The 20,805-nt window shown below is 62.6% G+C and carries 21 protein-coding genes; 10 read left to right on the top strand and 11 right to left on the bottom strand.

Annotated features, from left to right (window positions below; translation table 11 throughout):
- Positions 1-37 precede the first annotated feature (37 nt).
- Positions 38-670 carry a LysE family translocator gene (locus OLZ32_RS02025; protein WP_264395414.1) on the top strand — a complete coding sequence of 211 codons (633 nt, stop codon included), beginning with the start codon at positions 38-40 and terminating at the stop codon, positions 668-670.
- A 94-nt stretch (positions 671-764) separates the two neighbouring features.
- Here the strand turns inward: OLZ32_RS02025 and alaS are convergent, their stop codons facing one another.
- Together alaS and recA are read right to left on the bottom strand one after the other, a co-directional pair.
- Complete coding sequence (gene alaS / locus OLZ32_RS02020; RefSeq protein WP_164045818.1) at positions 765-3,419, bottom strand: alanine--tRNA ligase; 2,655 nt, start codon at positions 3,417-3,419, stop codon at positions 765-767.
- Positions 3,420-3,572: 153 nt separating this feature from the next.
- Entirely contained in the window at positions 3,573-4,667 is a 1,095-nt protein-coding gene (gene recA, locus OLZ32_RS02015) for a recombinase RecA (protein WP_003540131.1), read from the bottom strand.
- A gap of 229 nt (positions 4,668-4,896) precedes the next feature.
- Here recA and OLZ32_RS02010 point away from each other — a divergent pair, with 229 nt between their 5' ends.
- The gene (locus OLZ32_RS02010; protein WP_017988486.1) at positions 4,897-5,844 is read left to right on the top strand and encodes a carbohydrate kinase family protein; all 948 of its coding nucleotides are present in this window, start codon (positions 4,897-4,899) and stop codon (positions 5,842-5,844) included.
- Positions 5,845-5,931: 87 nt separating this feature from the next.
- Positions 5,932-6,858 carry a pseudouridine-5'-phosphate glycosidase gene (locus OLZ32_RS02005; protein ID WP_012757660.1) on the top strand — a complete coding sequence of 309 codons (927 nt, stop codon included), beginning with the start codon at positions 5,932-5,934 and terminating at the stop codon, positions 6,856-6,858.
- Positions 6,859-7,114: 256 nt separating this feature from the next.
- Here the strand turns inward: OLZ32_RS02005 and cckA are convergent, their stop codons facing one another.
- Positions 7,115-9,718: a cell cycle histidine kinase CckA gene (gene cckA, locus OLZ32_RS02000; RefSeq protein ID WP_003540136.1), complete on the bottom strand. Its 2,604-nt coding sequence runs from the start codon at positions 9,716-9,718 to the stop codon at positions 7,115-7,117.
- A 299-nt stretch (positions 9,719-10,017) separates the two neighbouring features.
- On the opposite strand from cckA, the gene OLZ32_RS01995 reads away from it, so the two are divergent.
- Both OLZ32_RS01995 and OLZ32_RS01990 read left to right on the top strand, forming a co-directional pair.
- The gene (locus tag OLZ32_RS01995; RefSeq protein WP_264395413.1) at positions 10,018-11,085 is read left to right on the top strand and encodes a flagellar biosynthetic protein FliO; all 1,068 of its coding nucleotides are present in this window, start codon (positions 10,018-10,020) and stop codon (positions 11,083-11,085) included.
- Positions 11,086-11,531: 446 nt separating this feature from the next.
- Entirely contained in the window at positions 11,532-12,167 is a 636-nt protein-coding gene (locus OLZ32_RS01990) for a DUF1062 domain-containing protein (protein WP_264395762.1), read from the top strand.
- A 63-nt stretch (positions 12,168-12,230) separates the two neighbouring features.
- Here the strand turns inward: OLZ32_RS01990 and dksA are convergent, their stop codons facing one another.
- The gene (gene dksA, locus OLZ32_RS01985) at positions 12,231-12,650 is read right to left on the bottom strand and encodes an RNA polymerase-binding protein DksA (protein ID WP_003540142.1); all 420 of its coding nucleotides are present in this window, start codon (positions 12,648-12,650) and stop codon (positions 12,231-12,233) included.
- Positions 12,651-12,763: 113 nt separating this feature from the next.
- A complete protein-coding gene (locus OLZ32_RS01980; protein ID WP_157223157.1) occupies positions 12,764-12,928 on the bottom strand; it encodes a hypothetical protein in 165 nt (54 codons plus the stop codon).
- Here OLZ32_RS01980 and OLZ32_RS01975 point away from each other — a divergent pair.
- The 3 genes from OLZ32_RS01975 (at position 12,927) to OLZ32_RS01965 (ending at position 16,172) form a co-directional block, all read left to right on the top strand.
- Positions 12,927-13,421, top strand: coding sequence for a SixA phosphatase family protein (locus OLZ32_RS01975; RefSeq protein ID WP_264395412.1), 495 nt, complete (start codon positions 12,927-12,929; stop codon positions 13,419-13,421). The two genes, OLZ32_RS01980 and OLZ32_RS01975, sit on opposite strands and share 2 nt — an antisense overlap.
- A 199-nt stretch (positions 13,422-13,620) precedes the next feature.
- A complete protein-coding gene (locus tag OLZ32_RS01970) occupies positions 13,621-15,096 on the top strand; it encodes a YcjX family GTP-binding protein (RefSeq protein ID WP_264395411.1) in 1,476 nt (491 codons plus the stop codon).
- Positions 15,093-16,172: a YcjF family protein gene (locus OLZ32_RS01965; RefSeq protein WP_264395410.1), complete on the top strand. Its 1,080-nt coding sequence runs from the start codon at positions 15,093-15,095 to the stop codon at positions 16,170-16,172. Before OLZ32_RS01970 ends, OLZ32_RS01965 begins: the two co-directional genes overlap by 4 nt.
- A 63-nt stretch (positions 16,173-16,235) precedes the next feature.
- Here the strand turns inward: OLZ32_RS01965 and OLZ32_RS01960 are convergent, their stop codons facing one another.
- A complete protein-coding gene (locus tag OLZ32_RS01960) occupies positions 16,236-16,373 on the bottom strand; it encodes a hypothetical protein (protein WP_264395409.1) in 138 nt (45 codons plus the stop codon).
- Positions 16,374-16,382: 9 nt separating this feature from the next.
- Between OLZ32_RS01960 and OLZ32_RS01955 the strand changes: the two genes are divergently transcribed.
- Positions 16,383-16,934 (top strand): hypothetical protein, encoded by a 552-nt coding sequence (locus OLZ32_RS01955; protein ID WP_264395408.1) that lies wholly within the window; start codon positions 16,383-16,385, stop codon positions 16,932-16,934.
- Positions 16,935-17,003: 69 nt separating this feature from the next.
- Here OLZ32_RS01955 and folK read toward each other — a convergent pair whose 3' ends face one another.
- Genes folK through folP form a run of 3 tightly spaced genes read right to left on the bottom strand, consistent with a single transcriptional unit; the run spans position 17,004 to position 18,746 of the window.
- Entirely contained in the window at positions 17,004-17,522 is a 519-nt protein-coding gene (folK, locus tag OLZ32_RS01950; protein WP_264395761.1) for a 2-amino-4-hydroxy-6-hydroxymethyldihydropteridine diphosphokinase, read from the bottom strand.
- Positions 17,515-17,880 carry a dihydroneopterin aldolase gene (gene folB / locus OLZ32_RS01945; protein WP_003540148.1) on the bottom strand — a complete coding sequence of 122 codons (366 nt, stop codon included), beginning with the start codon at positions 17,878-17,880 and terminating at the stop codon, positions 17,515-17,517. The genes folK and folB overlap by 8 nt, the downstream gene beginning before the upstream one ends.
- Entirely contained in the window at positions 17,877-18,746 is an 870-nt protein-coding gene (gene folP, locus OLZ32_RS01940; RefSeq protein WP_264395407.1) for a dihydropteroate synthase, read from the bottom strand. The genes folB and folP overlap by 4 nt, the downstream gene beginning before the upstream one ends.
- 101 nt (positions 18,747-18,847) lie before the next feature.
- Here folP and OLZ32_RS01935 point away from each other — a divergent pair, with 101 nt between their 5' ends.
- Entirely contained in the window at positions 18,848-19,474 is a 627-nt protein-coding gene (locus OLZ32_RS01935) for a DUF922 domain-containing Zn-dependent protease (RefSeq protein WP_003540150.1), read from the top strand.
- 317 nt (positions 19,475-19,791) lie between these two features.
- Here the strand turns inward: OLZ32_RS01935 and OLZ32_RS01930 are convergent, their stop codons facing one another.
- Complete coding sequence (locus OLZ32_RS01930) at positions 19,792-20,112, bottom strand: 2Fe-2S iron-sulfur cluster-binding protein (RefSeq protein ID WP_003540151.1); 321 nt, start codon at positions 20,110-20,112, stop codon at positions 19,792-19,794.
- A 261-nt stretch (positions 20,113-20,373) separates the two neighbouring features.
- Positions 20,374-20,757: an Hpt domain-containing protein gene (locus OLZ32_RS01925; RefSeq protein WP_003540152.1), complete on the bottom strand. Its 384-nt coding sequence runs from the start codon at positions 20,755-20,757 to the stop codon at positions 20,374-20,376.
- Positions 20,758-20,805: the final 48 nt, after the last annotated feature.

Here is a 20,805-nt window from a genome sequence, read left to right as displayed (position 1 = left end):
AACCGGAATTCCGGCTCGAACCCAAGAGGAATGATAGATGCCGGATTTTTCAACATTAATACTCTTTGCCGCCGCGGCGCTGGTGCTGACAGCCACGCCCGGTCCCGACATGCTGTTGATCGCCTCCCGCAGCATCAGCCAGGGACGCGCTGCCGGCTTCCTGACCTACGCCGGCATCGCGCTCGGCACCTATTGCCACGCCCTTGCCGCAGCCTTTGGGCTGTCGCAGCTCTTCATGACCGTGCCGGCCGCCTATGAGACGGTGCGCTGGGCCGGCTGTTGCTATCTTCTCTATCTCGCCTACAAGACGGTCCGCTCGGAAGGCGCCGCCTTTCAGCCGGCATCGACGCTGAAGCGACTGTCGGGCCGGCGTATCTTCTTTGCGGGCCTTGCCACCAATCTGCTCAATCCGAAGATGGCGCTCTTCGTCATGGCGCTCTTTCCGCAATTCGTGAATGCGTCAGCCGGGTCGCTGACGATGCAGATGCTGATACTTGCAAGCATCCTGAACGGCATCGGCCTCGTCGTGAATGGCGCCGTGATTTTCCTCGGAAGCACGATCCGTTCGAGACTCCAATCGGCGAGCCGTTTCCCGAAGTTGCCGCAATACATCCTGGCAACAGTCTTCACCGGGCTCGCCTGCCGCCTGGCGGTGCAGCCGCGAAACTGAACATCGAGTGACCACGGCCGCTGAAAACAAAACCGGCTGCGAAATCCATGATCTCGCAGCCGGTTTGAATTTCAAACTGTTGTCAGCCGGCAGTTCAGCCGGCGAGCGCTACGGCAACAGCCTCGATCGCCTCGTCGGCCTTCGATCCGTCGGGGCCGCCGGCCTGCGCCATATCGGGGCGGCCGCCGCCGCCCTTGCCGCCGAGGGCGGCAGATGCGATGCGGACGAGATCGACCGCGCTGTAGCGCTGCACGAGGTCCGGTGTCACCGCCACGACAGCACTTGCCTTGCCGTCGTCGGACACGCCGACGAGGGCAACGACGCCCGACCCGATGCTGGTCTTGCCGTCATCGGCAAGTCCCTTCAAATCCTTGGGATCGACGCCCGAAATCGCCTTGCCGAGGAACTTGACGCCGGCAACTTCGCGCACGGCATCGACCGAGCCGCCCTGCCCGCCGCCCATGGCAAGTTTGCGCTTGGCGTCAGCCAATTCCTTTTCGAGCTTGCGGCGCTCGTCCATCAGCGCTTCGACACGCGACAGCACTTCGCCCGGCTGCACCTTCAGCGAGGCGGCAAGCGTCTTCACGCGTTCGTCCTGTTCGGCCAGATATTCCCGCGCCGATTCGCCGGTGACGGCCTCGATACGGCGAACGCCGGCGCCGACGGCACTTTCGCCGAGAACGCGGATCAGGCCGATCTGGCCGGTGGCCCCGACATGCGTGCCGCCGCAGAGTTCGATCGAATAGGGCTTGCCGGCCTTGGCGCCGCGCACGCCCTCTCCCATCGCCACGACGCGGACTTCATCGCCGTACTTTTCACCGAACAGCGCCATCGCGCCTTCAGCGATCGCATCGTCGACGCTCATCAGCCGCGTTGTAACCGGCGAATTCTGCAGCACGATCTCGTTTGCCATATCCTCGACGATCTTCAGCTCCTCGGCCGACATCGGCTTCGGATGCGAAACGTCGAAGCGCAGGCGCTCGGGCGCGACCAGCGAGCCCTTCTGGGCAACATGGGTGCCGAGCACTTCGCGCAGCGCCTCATGTAGCAGGTGGGTCGCAGAATGGTTGGCGCGCAGCCGCGAACGGCGGGCATGATCGACCGTCAGCACGACCGCATCGCCGTCCTTGAACACGCCGTCGACGACAGTACCCTGATGCACGAACAGGCCTTCGCCCCTCTTCTGCGTATCTGAAATCTCGATCTTGCCGTGGTCGGACGAGATCACGCCGGTATCGCCCATCTGGCCGCCGGATTCGCCGTAGAACGGCGTCTGGCTGACGACGATCTGCACCTTGTCACCGGCCGACGCCTCGGCAGCGACAGCGCCGTCCTTGACGATTGCCTGCACGACACCCTCGGCCGTCTCGGTATCGTAGCCGAGGAATTCGGTGGCGCCGTGTTTTTCCCTAAGCTCGAACCAGACGGTTTCCGTCGCCTTCTCGCCGGAACCGGCCCAGTGCGAGCGCGCTTCGGCCTTCTGGCGCTGCATCGCATCGGTGAAGCCGGAGATGTCGACGCCGATCTCACGGGCACGCAGTGCATCCTGCGTCAGATCGAGCGGGAAGCCGTAGGTGTCGTAGAGCTTGAAGGCAGTCTCACCATCCAGCATATCGCCCTTGGAAAGATCCGTCGTCGCGTCCGAGAGAAGCGACAGGCCGCGTTCCAGCGTCTTGCGGAAACGGTTTTCCTCCAGCTTCAACGTTTCCGAGATCAGCGCCTCGGCGCGCACCAGTTCCGGATAGGCGCGGCCCATCTGCTGCACCAGCGTCGGCAGCAGCTTGTAGACCAGCGGTTCCTTGGCGCCGAGCAGCTGTGCATGGCGCATGGCGCGGCGCATGATGCGGCGCAGCACATAACCGCGGCCCTCATTCGACGGAAGCACGCCGTCGGCGATCAGGAAGGCCGAGGAGCGCAGATGGTCGGCGATGACGCGGTGGCTGGCGCTGCCTTCCGCCTTGACGCCCATCGTGTCCTCGATGGTGCCGATCAGTGTGCGGAAGAGATCGGTGTCGAACACGCTCTGAACGCCCTGCAGAATGCAGGCCATGCGCTCCAGCCCCATGCCGGTATCGATCGACGGGCGGGGCAGCGGGTTGCGAACGCCAGGCTCGGTCTGCTCGAACTGCATAAAGACGAGGTTCCAGAATTCCAGGAACCGGTCGCCATCTTCCTCCGGTGAGCCCGGAGGGCCGCCCCAGACATTCTCACCCTGGTCGATGAAGATTTCCGAGCATGGGCCGCAGGGGCCGGTATCGCCCATCTGCCAAAAATTGTCGGAGGTCGGGATGCGGATGATCTTGTCGTCGGAAAAGCCGGCGATCTTCTTCCATAGCGTCGCAGCTTCTTCGTCCTCGGAATAGACGGTCACCAGCAGGCGGTTCTTCGGAAGGTCGAAGCCTTCGGTGACGAGCTTCCAGGCAAGCTCGATCGCATTCTCCTTGAAATAGTCGCCGAAGGAGAAGTTGCCGAGCATCTCGAAAAAGGTCAGGTGGCGTGCAGTATAACCAACATTGTCGAGGTCGTTGTGCTTGCCGCCGGCTCGCACGCATTTCTGCGAAGACGTCGCCGTCGAATAGGGACGCTTTTCGAGGCCGGTGAAGACGTTCTTGAACTGCACCATGCCGGCATTGGTGAACATCAGCGTCGGGTCGTTGCGCGGCACGAGCGGGCTCGACGGAACGATCTCATGGCCGTTCTTCTTGAAATAGTCGAGGAAGGTCGACCGGATATCGTTCACACCGCTCATGCTATGCCCTTCAATGCTGCCGGAGGCAGGTAATTTAAATTCATCGGCTTTTAACGTTCACCCCCGCCGCTGTCCAGCAGACAAACAAAACCGGCCGCATTCTCATCAGGAATGCGGCCGGTTCGAACTGTCCGATGAGTTTAGGCGCGAAAATTACATTTCCGCAGTGGCATCGCCATCGCCGTCATCGGGGTCCGGTCCGCCATTCTGCAGGAAGCGGTCGGCGATCAGGCCGGCATTCTGGCGCAGCGACAGTTCGATCTCGCGGGCGAGATCCGGATTGTCGCGCAGGAAGGTCTTGGCGTTTTCGCGGCCCTGGCCGAGACGCTGGCTGTTATAGGAGAACCAGGCACCCGACTTCTCGACGATGCCGGCCTTGACGCCGAGATCGACCAGTTCGCCGGTCTTGGAAACACCCTCGCCATACATGATGTCGAACTCGACCTGCTTGAAGGGCGGCGCCATCTTGTTCTTGACGACCTTGACGCGGGTCTGGTTGCCGATCACCTCTTCGCGCTCCTTGACCGCGCCGATGCGGCGGATGTCGAGGCGCACGGAGGCGTAGAATTTCAGCGCATTGCCGCCCGTCGTCGTTTCCGGCGAGCCGAACATGACGCCGATCTTCATGCGGATCTGGTTGATGAAGATCACCATGGTGTTCGACTTCGAGATCGAAGCGGTGAGCTTGCGAAGCGCCTGGCTCATCAGTCGCGCCTGCAGGCCGGGAAGGCTGTCGCCCATCTCGCCTTCGATTTCGGCGCGCGGCGTCAGTGCCGCGACCGAGTCGACGACGAGAACGTCGACGGCGCCGGAGCGCACCAGCGTATCGGTGATTTCAAGCGCCTGCTCGCCGGTATCGGGCTGCGAGATCAGAAGGTTCTGCAGGTCGACGCCAAGCTTGCGGGCATAGACGGGATCGAGCGCATGTTCGGCATCGACGAAGGCGCAGATGCCGCCCTTCTTCTGCGCTTCGGCAATCGTCTGCAGTGCAAGCGTCGTCTTACCGGAGCTTTCCGGCCCGTAGATTTCGATGATGCGGCCCCTCGGCAGGCCACCAACGCCGAGTGCAATATCGAGACCAAGCGAGCCGGTCGAGATCGTCTCGATCTCGACAACATTCTCGTTGGAGCCGAGTTTCATGATCGAGCCCTTGCCGAACGACCGCTCTATCTGTGAGAGTGCCGCTTCAAGCGCCTTGCTTTTGTCCACCGATTTGTCCTCTACCAGCCGCAATGAATTCTGAGACATCCGATCCACCTTTAGGTTATTGAAGCCGCTCAAGCAATGTCGAGTTTGTACCCTATTTGTTCCATTTTCGCAATAGGCGATCAAACAGTTGAAAGAAAAAGGTAAAACGACACGTGTTCTGCATTTGTTTTATCAATGAAAAGCAACGGCTTAGGCCAAAAGTGCCGACTCGGCAGCGGCAGGGCGCACCGTATCGATTCGTCCTTCGGGCATCGGGAGAGCGGATCGGATGAAGAAAAAGATTCTTGTTCTCGGCGGCGCCCATATCGACCGGCGCGGCCGCATCTCGGGCGAGACGGCGCCTGGCGCCAGCAATCCCGGCACCTGGTTCGAGGAGCCGGGCGGTGGTGGCTTCAATGCGGCGCGCAACCTGGCAAGGCTCGGTTTTCAGGTGACGATGATCTCGCCGCGCGGCGGCGATCCGATGGGCGAGACGGTCGGAGAAGCTGCCGATTTCGCCGGCATCGACGACCGGCCCTTCGTCTTCCTCGACCGCAAGACGCCGAGCTACACGGCGATCATCGAGAAGGACGGCAACCTGGTGATCGCCCTCGCCGACATGGATCTTTACCGCTTCTTCGTGCCGCGGCGTCTCTCCATCCGCTGGGTGCGAGAGGCTTTCGCCGCGCATGATTTCATCCTCTTCGACGCCAACCTGCCGGAAGAGACGATCGCGGCGATCGTCGCAAAGGCGCATTCGCTAGGCAAGCCCGTTGCGGCAATCGCCATCTCGCCGGCCAAGGTCGTCAGGCTGAAACCCTGCATCGGCGATATCGACTATCTGTTCCTGAATGAGGCTGAAGCCGCCGCCCTTGCCGGTGAGCGGCCGGAAGACGCCGCCGGCTGGCCGCCTTTGCTGAACGAGATCGGTATCAGGAACGCCGTCATCACTCGCGGCCGGCGCGAGCTCGTCGCGCTGTGCGAGGGTCGCCGCGCCGTGACACTGCAGCCGCCGATCGCCGACACCGTCGCCGATGTCACGGGTGCCGGCGATTCTCTTGCGGCCGGCACGCTCGCCGCATTGATATCAGGCCTGCCGCTCGAAGAAGCCGTTCGCTACGGCACCGCAGCCGCCATACTGACTGTGCAGTCGCGGCACGCCGTCAACGAAAATCTGACGCCCGATCTGCTGAATGAGGCACTTGCCCTTGTTCCCAAGGTCAGAATTCTGCATTGAAGCGGCTGATTAAATAGTTTGAGCATGATGTCGTCCGAAAGCCGCTCGCACTTCGGCATCAAGCTCTGTCGATCACAGGACAAGACCATGACCAAGCCCATCTCCCCTCTTCTGCCGATCGCCTATTCGAAGGAAGTCGCGAGCGCCAAGCAGCGCGGCGCGCCGCTGGTGGCGCTGGAATCGACGATCATCACCCACGGCATGCCCTATCCCGGCAATATCGAGATGGCCCGCAGCGTCGAGGCGATCATCCGCGAACAGGGTGCGGTGCCGGCAACGATCGCCGTCATTCACGGCACGCTGCATATCGGCCTTGAAGCTGCCGAACTGGAGCAACTCGCCAAGGCGACCGAAGTCATGAAGGTGTCGCGCGCCGATCTCGCCTTCGCCATCGCCGAACGCCGCACCGGCGCCACCACGGTCGCGGCCACGATGATCGCGGCGGCGCGCGCCGGCATCCGCGTCTTTGCCACAGGCGGCATCGGCGGCGTGCACCGCGGCGCCGAGGAAAGCTTCGATATATCAGCCGATCTCGAGGAACTCGCGCGTACCGGCGTCATCGTCGTCTGCGCCGGCGCCAAGGCGATCCTCGACATTCCGAAGACGCTGGAAGTGCTGGAAACCCGCGGCGTGCCTGTCGTCACCTATGAGAGCGAGGAATTCCCCGCCTTCTGGTCGCGCTCCTCGGGCATCCGCAGCCCGCTATCGCTGAACAGCCCGGCCGCCATCGCCAATTTCCAGACGGTGCGCGAACAACTCGGCGTCGACGGCGGCATGCTCGTCGCCAACCCCGTGCCCGAGGCCGACGAGATCGCGCGCGAGGAGATGGAAATCTACATCGAGCGGGCGCTCGACAGCGCCGAACGCGACGAAGTCACCGGCAAGGCGGTTACACCCTATCTGCTGTCGACCATCTTCGACCTGACGGATGGCCAGAGCCTGAAGACGAATATTGCGCTGGTCGAAAACAACGCGCGGCTTGCGGCTGAGATCGCGGTGGCGCTGGGTGAGTGAAGGTTGATGGTTAGGCCGACATCGCCTTGTTAGATAGGTGGTGCCGATCCAGCCCCCCCTCTGCACGCCGGGCATCTCCCCCAACAGGTGGGGAGATCACAAGTGGCTTGAACTTCCTGCCCATCGACCGTTTCGCCGTGCTGGACGCTCATTGTTTGGGGAAGCCGGCGCGCCCAGCCGATGTCCCTCCTTGTGGGGGAGATGCCCGGCAGTGCAGAGGGGGGCTGGATCGGCACGACCTCTCTGACCCATACCCTCACCCGTCCAACGTCTCCTTCACTACAACAGCAAGCTGCTTCAGCGAGAACGGCTTCGGCAGGAAGCCGAATTTCGCCTCCGGCGGCAGGTTGCGGGCAAAGGCATCTTCGGCGTAGCCCGAGACGAAGATGAACTTCATGTCGGGATAGGTCTTGCGCAGCTCGCGCAGCAGCGTCGGGCCGTCCATTTCGGGCATCACGACGTCGGAAACGACGATATCGACCTTGCCGTCGAGTTCTTCCAAGATGGCCAGCGCCTCGACGCCCGAGCCCGCCTCGTGGACGGTGTAGCCGCGCGTTTCCAGCATGCGCTTGCCGCCGCGACGCACTGCCTCCTCGTCCTCGACGAGAAGAATGACGGCCGATCCCGTCAGGTCCTCCGGCTGCTGCGGCGATACCGGCAGCGGCACCACTTCGGCCCCGGCGATGGCGCCATCGATCGAGCCTGCTTCGGCGGCCACCGCCGGCTCCGGAATATGGCGCGGCAGGAAGACGCGGAAGGTCGTGCCCTTGCCGACTTCGGATTCCGGCTGGATATAGCCGCCCGACTGTTTGACGATGCCGTAGACCATGGCAAGGCCAAGCCCCGTGCCCTTGCCGACATCCTTGGTGGTGAAGAACGGCTCGAAGATCTTGTCCATGATCTCGGGCGCGATGCCGGTGCCGTTATCGGCGACTTCGACAAGCACCATGTCCTCAGCCGGCATGTAGGAGTAATTGAAGGCCGAGACCTCAGCGGCGGTCAGATTGCGGGTGCGCAGCGTCAGCGTGCCACCCTCGGGCATCGCGTCGCGCGCATTGACGCAGAGATTGATCAGCACCTGCTCGAACTGCGAAAGGTCCGTTTTGACAGGCCAGAGGTCGCGGCCATATTGCACGTCGAGCTTGACATTGGTGCCGGAAAGCAGCCGGTCGACCAGCATGCGCAGGTCGCCGACGACATCGGTAAGGTTCAGCACCGAGGGCCGCATCGTCTGCTTGCGCGAGAAGGCGAGCAGCTGGCGCACCAGCACGGCGGCGCGGTTGGCGTTGCGCTTGATCTCTATCAGGTCGGCGAAGCTGGCATCGGCCGGCCGCGCCTGCAGCAGCAGGTGGTCGGAGGAAAGCAGGATCGCCGTCAGCACGTTGTTGAAATCATGCGCGATGCCGCCGGCGAGCGTTCCCACAGCATTCATCTTCTGCGTCTGCGCCATCTGCGCTTCCAGCGCCTTCTGCTCGGTCACCTCGACGGCATAGACGATCGCCGCCTCCTCTGGCGCCTCGTCGCTCTGGTCGATGACGGCATTGACATAGAAGCGGAAATAGCGCGCCTCGTCGGTCGGCGTCCGGGTGTCGAGCGGCGCGATGTCGCCCTGCCGGTCCTTGGCCGCCGCCAGCGCCGCGGCCAGCTGTGGCCGGTCGCTCTCCTGCACGATGGTTTCAAGATGCGGCGCCTTTTCGAGATCGTCGCGCGAGACGACGCCGGAGAACATCTTCAGGAACGGCGCGTTGGTTCGCAGGATGCGCCCGTTGCCGTCGACCGAGGCGATCGCCATCGGCGTATTGTTGAAGAAGCGCGTGAAGCGCATGGCGGCGGCCGAAGCGGACTGGCCGCCGGCATCGCTCTTTTCACGCGCCAGCACGATCGTCCGGCTTTCACCGGGTGCGCCGTCGCGCATCGAGGTGACGCTGTGGACGATCTGCACCGGCAGGCTCTGGCCGTTGCTCTTGCGCAGGTCGAGATCGAGCGTCACGGTCTTCTTCAGGCCCGGTTCGGCCTGCACCGACTGGATCAGCGCCAGTCCCTCGCCCGCCACGACATCGCCGATGGTCATCGAGCCCGGCACGAACTTGGTGAGGTCGAGGCCCAGCCATTCGGCAAGCGTCGCATTCAGGTAGAAGATCTCGCCCTTCCTGCCGGCGGAAAAGAAGCCGGCCGGCGCATGGTCGAGATAATCGATCGCGTTCTGCAATTCCTTGAAGAAGCGCTCCTGGTCGTCGCGCTCCGTGGTGATGTCGGTGATCTGCCAGATCTGCAGCGGCTTGCCGCCGTTTTCCTCCGGCTGCAGCAGCCGCGCCTTCAGCCGGTACCAATGCGCGCCGGAGCTGTTGCTGCCAGGCCCGACGGCGCGCAGCAGGCGAAATTCCTCCCGGCCTTCCTTGCCCTCGCGCAGGCCGTTGACCAGCCTGTAGAGCGCCTCGTTGGACTCGCGATGGCGCGACAGCAGCGTTTCCAGCGTCTGCACCTCGGTCGCCTTACGTGCGCCGGTCAGCGCGCCATAGGCGGCATTGGCATAGATGATCCGGCCTTTTTCGTCGGTGATCAGCGTACCGTCGGGATGGCTGTTGAGGAAGGCGCGCGCCAGGCTGTCGGACTGGTGCTGCGGCATCACCTCGATAAAGCCGATGACCGAAGACACCAGGAAGAAGATGCCGACCATGGCGAGCACGCCGAGACCGCCAAGCACCACCTCGTTGTCGAGCGACTTTTTGAAGAAGACGAAGGCGCCGGCAGCTGCGATCAGCACGAGCGCCAGCAGAAGAATACGCAAGACCGTGCCAGAACGCCCCCCACGATCCACAAGCGGTGCGTTATAGTCGTCGGCCTGACGCGGTTTCGTCATGTATTCCTCACATAAGCCCTCCTGCTTCGTAGCACGAACACGAAGCAGGAATCAGGCACTCTTTCCTTCTTAGCAATTTGCCGCGTCGGCAAAAACACCGCTGGCCGGCAAGACTGCTTGAATTCACAGGCAACAGCGCCATCTGCCCCAGAAGCCCAACGCTGCCACCCGTGCGCAAGGTCGCCGGGTGCCAAGCAGCGGAACACGAAATCGCGTTCTCCCGTGACTGGACAGCACCGGCGGCCCTTGCCTAAGGAACGGAAAAGTCGTCAATATGTGCCGAATGCGAAATGGAGTAGGTGACTATGTTGGATGATGTTGTCGGAGCTTATGGCAGCCGTTTCCTGCTTGCGGCCGGTGGCGTCGGTCTGGCGCTTCTCCTGCTCATCATCGTGCTCTGGGTGATCCGCAGCCGGGCGCCCTCGCCCTTCGTGCGCGGCGGCCGCAACCGCCAGCCCCGCCTGCAGGTGCTGGATGCCGCAGCCGTCGATGCCCGTCGCCGGCTGGTGCTGGTGCGCCGCGACGACGTCGAGCACCTGATCATGATCGGCGGCCCGAGCGATATCGTCATCGAAAGCCGCATCCTGCCCGCGGCGGCCGAACAGCCGGACAGCGCCGTCCACCCGCAGCCCGTCGAGCAGCGTCCGATATCCGTCGCGCGGCCTGAAACTCCGCCGGTCTCGCCACCGCGCCCGCCGGTCGCAGCCCGTGTTGAGCCGGCCGCCGAGCCCTCTTTCTCCGCGCCGGTTTCGCCGGAGCCGCGCCCGCGCCCAGAACCGCCGGCCCAACCGCCAGTTCAGCCTGCCGTGGCACCCCCGGTGGTCACGAGCCCTCTTCCAGCAGAGCCGGTGACTGCTCCGCTGTCGGCCGAACGGGACAATCCTCTGCGCGCCGTCCCGCCCCAACCGCCCCAGCCGCGCCCGCTGGAGCGTCCCGTCGTTCCCCCTGCCGCGCAGCCCGCACCGTTCCACGATACCTCAAGTGCCGCCGAGATCCTCGATGCCGCCCGCCAGCGCGTGCTGCCACAGCAGCGCATCGAACCCGAGGTCTCCGCCCCGCCTGTCAAGGACATGCCGGCAGCCGCACGCGTCGCAGCGGCTAGCGCCGAAGACGATTCGGCTGCGCAGTCGGCGGCAGCGAGCCGTCTTGATTTCCAGCGGGTGCTGGAACAGGAAATGTCGAACAATCTGACGGCCGAACGCATCGTGCCGGCGCCGGCAAACCAGGCGCCTCGGCCCGGAGCGCCGCAACCCGGAAACCTGCCGCGCCGCGATCCGGAAATGGCCCCGATCACCGGCGCCGATACCGACCTGCAAAAGGAAGTCGCCCGCATCTTCGGCGAGATGAGCGTCAACCGCGACAAGTGATCGGGCGCGACAAGTGATCGGGCGCGACAAGTGACCGGGGCACGACAAGTGAGCGGAAACGCACGTCCGACCTTCCTTCATCACCAAGTTGCATAAAAGCCGCAATGCGGCGACTTTCAGTTCCCGATGCGCCAGGGGACTCCATCTTGTGCCGATAATTTGTTATCGCTCCGGTTGAAGAGCGTTGGCGCATCGAGGTCATATTTTGCCTAAGTAAATACCGGTCTCACTCCAGTTTCACCCGTACTGCCGGACAGCGACACGCTGACGGCGTATGAACATGTTCATCGGGTGGTGGCAAGAGACCGGTTTGGCATTGTCGACATGTGCCATGTGCAGCTCCGCTGTCTCAGCTCTTCCGCCGCCCAGAACATCGCCACACCGCGCCCGCAAGGGCTTTCTCACGCATCATCCTGGTGGACTTCCGAACGGAAGACCAACACGATATGTGCAATACCCTACGGGTCCGATGGACCATTCTGCCGAAAACAGCGCCCCAGCCCTGGATTGTATGCAGCGGCTGCGGAGGCTTCAGAGCGTTCCGATGCAGCGACAAGATCCGGCTCAACGCCAATGGCCGCAAGCTCGATGCCTGGCTTATCTACAAATGCTCGACCTGCGAAAAGACGTGGAACCGTCCGATCTTCGAGCGTCGGAATGTTCGCGACATCGATCCCGCAGTCCTCGAGGCGTTGCAGTCCAACGATCCGGATTGGATCCGGGCAGAAGCGTTCAACCTCGAGGCTCTCAGGCGCAAGTCGCAGCGTGTCGACGAGTTTGCCGAATTTGAAATCGCAAAAGAGATGCAGCAGGACATTGCCAATTGGACGAGACTGGAAATCGAACTGATGGTCCCGTTTCCATCCAGCACGCGCCTCGACCGCCTGCTGGCGTCTGAGTTGCAAGTTTCACGCACCCGGCTACAGGCTCTTCATGATGGTGGCATGCTGCGGACGGATTCGAATCGAGCCGACGTTTTGCGGCGGCGGATCAAGAACGGCACCAGGGTTGCAGTCGACCTCGCCGCCGAGACCGGCCGGGAGCAATGGTGGAGGTCTGTAGCGACCGGAAGTTCACCGTAATTGTAAAAGGCGCCGCGATCGGATCGCGGCGCCTATTTCGCTCTCATGCCTGCATGAAAACTCTCATTCGTCGCGATAGACCTTTTCGCGGCGTTCGTGACGCTCCTGCGCCTCGATCGACAATGTCGCGATCGGGCGGGCGTCAAGACGCTTGAGGCCGATCGGTTCGCCGGTTTCCTCGCAATAGCCGTAGGTGCCGTCTTCGATGCGCTGCAGTGCCGCATCGATCTTGGAAATCAGCTTTCTCTGCCGATCACGGGCGCGAAGTTCGATCGCCCGGTCTGTTTCCGACGACGCTCGGTCAGCGAGATCAGGATGGTTTGCGCTTTCCTCGGCCAGATGGTCGAGTGTCTCGCGCGCTTCTCTAAGGATATCATTTCTCCATGCAACCAGCTTGGACCTGAAATAGGCACGCTGGTTTACGTTCATGAACTCTTCCTCTTCCGAGGGAACGTAATTGCTAAGATCGATCTTCTCACTCAACGCGATTCTCCTGAAGAACATCTCATCTGGCGGGGTGTATATCCCAAGCGCTAGTCGCGATTCAAGCCAAATACGACAGGTAAACAGATTTTTAAATCTGTCACAGTTTTCGGCTAACAGACTATTTTCTCATCATTATTCCGGCTTGCGTTTTTTGCTTCGCCTTCAAAACGCCGTGTTGTCAGCCGCGTTTTGGGCAGCTGGAGCAGCGCTGACGGTTGACGCCGGCCGATTGCAACCGCTACTGAAAAGGCCCGCTGGATCTTGGATTTGCCCATGACCGTACCCCTGCCTCCGCCCAACCGCATCTATCTCCTGCGTCACGCCGAGGCCGCCTGGGCCGAACCCGGACAGCGCGATTTTGACCGGCCGCTCAACGAAAAGGGCGTTGGCGATGCCGAGATCATCGCCGATAAGGCCGCCGACAAGGGCTACCGTCCCGATCTTCTGATCAGTTCTACGGCGCTGCGCTGCCGCGATACCGCTGATGCGGTGTACCGGGCGACGGGCCTTACGCTCGAGGTTCGTTATGTCGACGCGCTCTATAACGCCACGGTCGATACCTATCTCGAGATCATCGATGCGCAGGATGAGGCGGCCGTCATGCTGGTCGGCCACAATCCGACCATGGAGCAGGCGCTGGAGGCGCTGATCGGTCACGAGGCGATGGTAAGCGCCCTTCCCGGCGGCTTCCCGACGGCAGGCCTTGCCGTCGTCGATTACGATGCTTCCGCCACCGCCTGGCGCCTCACCGATTTCGTCGTCGTCTGAAGACTAGAGCAATTCCAGCAAAAGTGTGCCGCGATTTGCCAGGCAAAGCGCGAAGCGCTTTTGCCGGGAATTGCGAAAAAAACAAGGAAGTAGAGCATTTCCGTGATTCGAAGAAAAACGGAAATGCTCTAGCGCCGCTTCTTTCGCCGGCGGCGCGCCCTCCCTATATTGCGGGGCAGTCACCAACCGGAATCGCGCCTTGCCGCCACGACTGACATCCTTTGCCGATGACGCCCGCATCGCCTTCGACAATTTCGCCGACCGGGCGAGCGGCCTCGTCAATCCGACCGTGCGGCTCGGCGTTACTGGCCTCTCCCGCTCCGGCAAGACGGTCTTCATCTCCTCGCTGGTTCACAATCTGCTGCATGGCGGCCGCCTGCCGCTGTTCGAGCCGGTCCAATCCGGCCGCGTCTCGGCGGTGCGGCTGGAGCCGCAGCCGGATGATGCCGTGCCGCGCTTCCAGTACGAGGACCATATCCGCGCGCTGGTGAAGGACCGTATCTGGCCGGATTCGACCCGCGCCATATCCGAACTGCGCATCACCCTGGATTATCAGAGCGCCAGCGGCTGGAACCGGTTGTTTTCGCCCGGCCGCCTGTCGATCGATATCGTCGATTATCCCGGCGAATGGCTGCTCGACCTGCCGCTGCTCGGCAAGGATTATCGCACGTTCAGCGAGGAGACGATCGCGCTTGCCGAAAGCGGCGTCCGCACCGAGTTGTCACGGCAATGGCTGGCGCTGACGCGCGCCGCCGATATCCACGCCGGCGCCGACGAGATGGTCGCCCGCGACCTCGCCACCGCTTTTGCCGATTATCTCAAAGCCTGCAAAGCCGACGAACGCTCGCTTTCCACCCTGCCGCCTGGCCGTCTGCTCTTGCCCGGCGATCTCGACGGCTCGCCGGCGTTGACCTTCGCGCCGCTGGCTCTGCCGCCGGACGGCCGTCCCGGCCGCGGCTCGCTCTGGACGATGATGGAGCGGCGCTACGAGGCCTATAAATCCGTCGTCGTCAAACCTTTCTTCCGCGAACATTTCGCCCGACTCGACCGCCAGATCGTCCTGGTCGATGCGCTGCAGGCGATGAACCGCGGCCCTGAAGCCGTGCAGGATCTGGAACGCGCGCTGACCGACGTGCTCGCCTGCTTCCGCCCCGGTACGAATTCGCTGCTCTCCTCGCTGCTCGGGCGCCGCATCGACCGCGTGCTGGTCGCCGCCACCAAGGCCGATCACCTTCACCATGAAAGCCACGACCGGCTCGATGCTCTGACCCGCCGCCTGGTGGATCGCGCCATCGACCGCATCGGCATGGCCGGCGCCGGCATCGACGTCATGGCGCTTGCGTCCGTGCGCGCCACCCGCGAGGCGATGGTCAAACGTGACGGCCATGAACTGCCGGTCATCGTCGGCACGCCGATGGAGGGCGAAACCATCGCCGGCGAGCGTTTCGACGGGGAGAGAAAGACCGCGATCTTCCCCGGCGACCTGCCGGAAGATCCGGAAAGCCTGTTCGACCGCATCGCCTCGGGCGAGACCGGCCTGCAGCTACCCGACGTCAACGTCGTCAGGTTCCGCCCGCCGCATCTCGAGGAAACCGGTGGCGGCATCAAGCTGTCGGTGCCGCATATCCGCCTCGACCGCGCCATGCAGTTCCTGTTCGGAGACCGTCTCGCATGAGCAAGCCCCCGTCCGATCCGCCGCGCCGCGCGCCCGCCGCCTTCATCTATGAGGACGAAGCCACCGAGCGGCGTGACAACGGCCGGCAAGGAGGTGAGCGGCGCAAGCCGGAAAGCTTCTCCGAGCATATCGTCGTGACGCCTGATGAGGACGATCCCTTCCTCAATCCCGACAAGGATCTGAGCGCCGTCCCCGTTGCAGCGCCGCGTAAGCGGCGGACCTCCCTCGGCAAAATCGCCGCCGTCGCCTTCGGCATCCTGCTGTCTCTGGCCATTGGCCTCTGGACCGATAGCCTGATCCGCGAACTTTTCACCCGCGCCGACTGGCTAGGTTATGCCGCCCTTGCCGTGCTGGCGGTCGGTATCCTTGCGGTGTTTACCCTCGTCATCCGCGAAACCATCGGCTTGATGCGCCTTGCCGCCGTCCAGAAGATCAAGGCCGAAGCCGAGGCGGCGATACTCGAGACTCGGCCGGGCAAGGCGCGCGCCGTCGTCGCCCAGCTGACCACGCTGCTGTCGGCAAATCCTGAGACATCGAAGGGTCGCGCGACGCTGAAGGCGACCGAGGGCGAGGTCATCGATCCCCCGCATCTGATCGCGCTCGCCGAACGGGAACTGCTCACTCCGCTCGATCGCAAGGCCCGCGCGCTCATCGTCAACGCCTCCAAGCGTGTCTCGATCGTCACCGCCGTCAGCCCACGCGCCGTGGTCGACCTGCTCTACGTGCTCTATGAGGCGGTGCGCCTCATCCGCGCCATGGCCGAGCTTTATGGCGGCCGGCCCGGCACACTCGGCATGTTCCGCCTGCTGCGTGACGTGCTGGCACATCTCGCCGTCACCGGCTCGATCGCCGTTGGCGACAGTCTGGTCCAGCAGGTGCTCGGCCATGGGCTTGCCTCGAAGCTCTCGGCCCGGCTCGGCGAAGGCGTCATCAACGGCCTGATGACCGCCCGCATCGGAATCGCGGCGATGGATCTTTGCCGCCCGCTTGCCTTCCGCGCCCTGAAGCGGCCGGGAATCGGTGATTTCATCGGCGATCTCACCCCCTCCATGTCGCCACGCGGCAACAATCCTTGAACGAAGCGGCGAATCCGCCGTATTCGCCTCCCCCAGCGTAATGCCGAAGAAATTCTAGTAGTTTCAATGCTTTGGTGAGGATGTTTTAAAATCGATGCCGCGCGAAAACCCTGTGCCACCTTGCATTTCGGCACAATCGAAAGGAAGGATTAACCATTCTTCGGCAAAACTTGCAGCCAGTTCGTGAGTGGTGTTTGCCAAGGAAAATCCATGTATTCGCGCAAGTTTCTCATCGTATGCGGCTTGGCCGCCGCGGCATTGTCTCCCGTCGCAGATGCCGCACCGGCAGCCACCGCTGCGACCCGTGACAAGGCCTTCTTCGATTCCGTCGCCGGCTCTTGGAAGGGCCCCGGTGAAATCGTCGCCGGAAAGTACAAGGGCACGAAGTTCACCTGCAACCTGATCGGCGAGCCCACTGGCGACAGCAGCGCCGGCATCAAGCTCGACGGCACCTGCCGCGTCGGCGTCTTCAAGCAGCCGATGACCGCCGTCATCTCTCAGTCGGGCTCGAGCTACAAGGGCAAATTCCTCGACGGCGCCGCCGGCAAGGGCCTTGACGTCGTCTCCGGCGCCGTCAGCGAGGATACCGTCGTCGTTGGCATCAACCGCGCCAAGCTGAACGGTGCGATGATTGCCCGCGTGCGCGACGACAAGACCATGAACGTCACCGTTTCGGTCAAGGTCGAAAGCCAGATGATCCCGGTCATCGGCCTGACGCTGACCCGCCAGGTCGACGAGATGGCCGTCGGTTCCATCCAGTAGACAAACCGCACAGCGGATTTTCCTGAAGCGGCGGGTTTCTCGCCGTTTTCCGTTTTCCGTTTCCCTGCTTCAGGCGCTTAGCCACCAGTCGCGGCTGTCGTCGGCGATCTCGATGCCGGTCACCTCGGCATCATCAAGCCAGTCACTGACCGCCCTACCCCTGACCGGAAGACCCGGCGCGATATCGGCAAGCGGCATCAGCACGAAACCACGATCGGTCATCCGCGGATGCGGCAGTTCCAGCCGCGGTGCGTCCTGGATCACGTCGCCATAAGTCAGCACGTCGATATCGAGCGTGCGCGGACCCCAGCGCTCGATGCGCTCGCGTTTCATCTCCCGTTCGATCGACAGGCAGACATCAAGCAAAGCCTCGGGCTCCAGCCTGGTCTCGACGGCAGCGCAGGCATTGAAGAAGAACGATTGGTCGGTCTTGCCCCAGGGCGGCGTGCGATAGAGCCGCGAGACCGCGCTAACCCGGCAGTCATCCCGTCCGTTGAGCCTCTGCAGTGCCGCAGCCATCGCCTTCACGGGGTCGCCGATATTGCCGCCGAGGCCGAGTGTGGCGGATTGCAATGCGGCCTCAGGCAAAGTGTTCAACGCTCACCTGCACGAAATCGAGCACGCCGGGCACCGGCGCGTTCGGCTTGCGCACCGTGATCTTCGCTCGCCGGATCTGGGGGAATGTCTCGCAGAGCCCCTTGGCGATATCGAGCGCCAGGGACTCGATCAGGTAGCGCCGCTTGCCGGTGACGATCTGCTCGATCACGGTGAAGGCGATGCCGTAATTGACGGTATCGTTGATCGAATCGCTTTCCAGCGCCTCGCCGGCGACGACATCGAGCTCGGCATCAACGAAGAAACGCTGGCCGAGGAATTCCTCCTCGTCATGCACGCCGTGGCGCGCAAAGAAGGCGCAGTTCTGCAGCGTGATCGTGTAGGTGGTCATGTCGGCCGCTTCCTCTCGAATTCCTGGCGCGCATTGAGCATAGCATCGGTGATATCCAGCGCATCCCTGTTGATTGCGACATTGTGCACGCGGAAAACCGCAGCTCCTTGAAGCCTGAGCAGCGCGCTGGTCGCAGCCGTCGCCGCATCCCGCCCCTGCGCCTCACGCCCTGTCACTGTACCGAGGAAGCGCTTGCGCGACATGCCGGCGAGCAGCGGCAGGCCGAAGCGGGAAAGTTCGGAAAACCGCGCCATCAGCTCCAGGTTCTCCTCCGCCGTCTCCTTGGCGAAGCCGAAACCCGGATCGAGCACGATGCGGTCGCGGTTGACGCCTGATGCAGCGGCGATATCAAGCGATCGTTCGAGGAAATGCACCTGATCGGCAATCACATCGGCAAGCTTTACCCTGTCGCGGCCGGTATGCATGATGCAGAGCCCGGCTCCGGTCACCGCAGCAATATCAGCGATATCGGGCTCCCTCTGCAGCCCGAAGACGTCGTTGACGATATGGGCGCCAGCACTGATTGCAAGCCGCGCCGTTTCGGCGCGATAGGTGTCGATCGAGATCAGCGCCTGGGTGCGCGCGCGCAGTGCCTCGATGACGGGCAGCACGCGCGCCTGCTCCTCGGAAGGGCTGACGGTTGCTGCGTTCGGCCGGGTCGATTCGCCACCGATATCGACAATGCCGGCACCCTCGCTGACCGCCCGCAGCGCCTGTTCGACCGCCGCATCGACGGTTTCAAAGCGTCCGCCGTCGGAAAAGGAGTCCGGCGTCACGTTGATGATCGCCATGATCACCGAACGACGGCCGAGTTCGATCTCCCGGCCATGGCCGACACGCCATATGCTGCCTTCGAGCCCTGTCACCAGACTTATCCCATTGATGACGAAAAAAGCGCCATCTGATATTGCGCTTGGGGTGGCTATGCCCCAAGCTCCTGCCGATTTCAACACGGGTTGCGTTCAGAATGCCGCTTGCAGTGCGTTATATGGTCGTTCCTATCGCCTTTTCCATTGCTCTTTCCCTCTGCAGCCCGTCGGCAGCCGAAGTGATCGCATCGAAAAGCTATTCCTATTTCGACATTCGCGGCAAAACCGCGGATGAGCTCGACCGCGAACTCAGCCGGCGCGGCCCGACGGCGAGCGGTTCCTCGGCACGCCATCCCGGCGCTACGAAGATCCGCTTCGGCGGCGAGGCAACCTATATTCAGAATAATGGGCGCTGCCGCGTCGGCAACGTCAAGGTCACGGTCCATACCCAGATCATCCTGCCGCGCTGGAGCCGCCGCAAGGGCGCCAGCAAGGAGCTGTCGATGATCTGGGACGCGCTGTCGAGCGATATCAAGCGCCACGAGGAGCGCCATGCCGAGATCGCCCGCGACCAGGCCCGCGCCATGGAGCGCGCCATTCGGGCGCTGCCGCAGCAGCGCAGCTGCGAAGCCATGCAGGAACTCGTCTCCGACGAATCAGCTCGCGGTATAGAGGAGCACGACCGGCAGCAGGCGCGATTCGACCGGGTCGAGGCGGTCAATTTCCAAAAGCGGATGCTGAGGTTGCTGAACAATCGAATCAATGGTCGAGCAGGCGCAAAATAAGGCTTTTTCAGTCTGATTGCGAGCGGAAACCCTTAGCTGCATAACGAAACTTGTGCGAAACTTGCACCCTCCCCAGCGATTCACTGGTCATTTTTCATCCTGGCAGACTCAACCGGAACGCGTTAATATGAACACATTCGAAAGTGCAGGTATGGCATCTGCACTTTCATCGCTGGGTTCTCCTGGCGCGTTCCGAAGCCGCGGATGTTCCTCCCTCATCCGTAGGTAATGCGCCCGCCTCGCCTCGCTCGCTCTAGCGCGCGAGGCGTCTTTTTTTGGTATCGAATTTTTCGACGATGTTTGAAGCGCAGCGTGCTTCAGGCCTGGCGTTCCGGCACGTGCACCACGAGCCCGTCATAGACAGCCTTCATCCGGATCTGACAGGACAGCCGCGAGGTCGGGCGCACATCGAAGGCGAAGTCGAGCATGTCCTCTTCCATCGCTTCCGGCTGGCCGACCTTCTCCGTCCACTCCTCGTCGACATAGACATGACAGGTCGCGCAGGCGCAGGCGCCGCCGCATTCCGCCTCGATGCCGGGCACCGAATTGCGCACGGCATTCTCCATCACGGTGGAGCCTTGGTCGACGTCGAGGTCGAAGCGCGTGCCGTCGAAGGCGACGATGGTAAGTTTGGGCATCAGGTCTATTTCCGGTCTTCAGGTGGGTGGGCGGATTTTCTTCCGACAATTCGACGCATCAGTCAATATTGGGGAAATTCGCCACAGCCTCGCAGATCGGACATTCGCCCGCCGTCTTCAAAGCGTCATAAGGGACGTCGCAAAAAGACCCGCGGTTCCGCAATGGAACAACGGGCCTCGTTCGAACGGTATCTTATGCACTTTGCCCAAAAGTGCGCAGCGGTTTTGGGACAACGAGATGCATCGAATAAAACTTAGAGATCAGCCGCGGCAGAGCTTCAGGATGAAATTCTCGGCGTCGATGACGGCGGCACCGAGCGCTGCCGTCGCGCCGGCATCGCCGCCGTTTTCCTCGACGGCTTCCGCCGTCTGCGACACCCGGAACGCGCCGACCGAGCTTGCCGCGCCCTTCAGCCGATGCGCGGCTGCGCCGATACGGATGGTTTCGCCGCTGGCAATATCCTGAAGGCACGCCCGGGCCTGGCGCGCAAACATCTGAAGGACTTCGAGTTCCAGCGTCTTATCGCCCATCGTCTGCTTTGCGAGATGGACCAGATCGATCGGCCGGACCTTTGAGGGACATGGTCCCTTTGCATTATCCGGCGCCTCGAATACGATGTTCAATGCTGCCATCTGGGCTGCCATTGCCAATTCTCCCGTCTCTGTCGTCCGCAGTTGCAACAGTTCTGCGAC

The sequence above is a fragment of the Rhizobium acaciae genome (genome assembly GCF_025941625.1).
GTDB classification, from domain to species: domain Bacteria; phylum Pseudomonadota; class Alphaproteobacteria; order Rhizobiales; family Rhizobiaceae; genus Rhizobium; species Rhizobium acaciae.
This window is presented reverse-complemented; position numbering and strand designations above follow the sequence as displayed.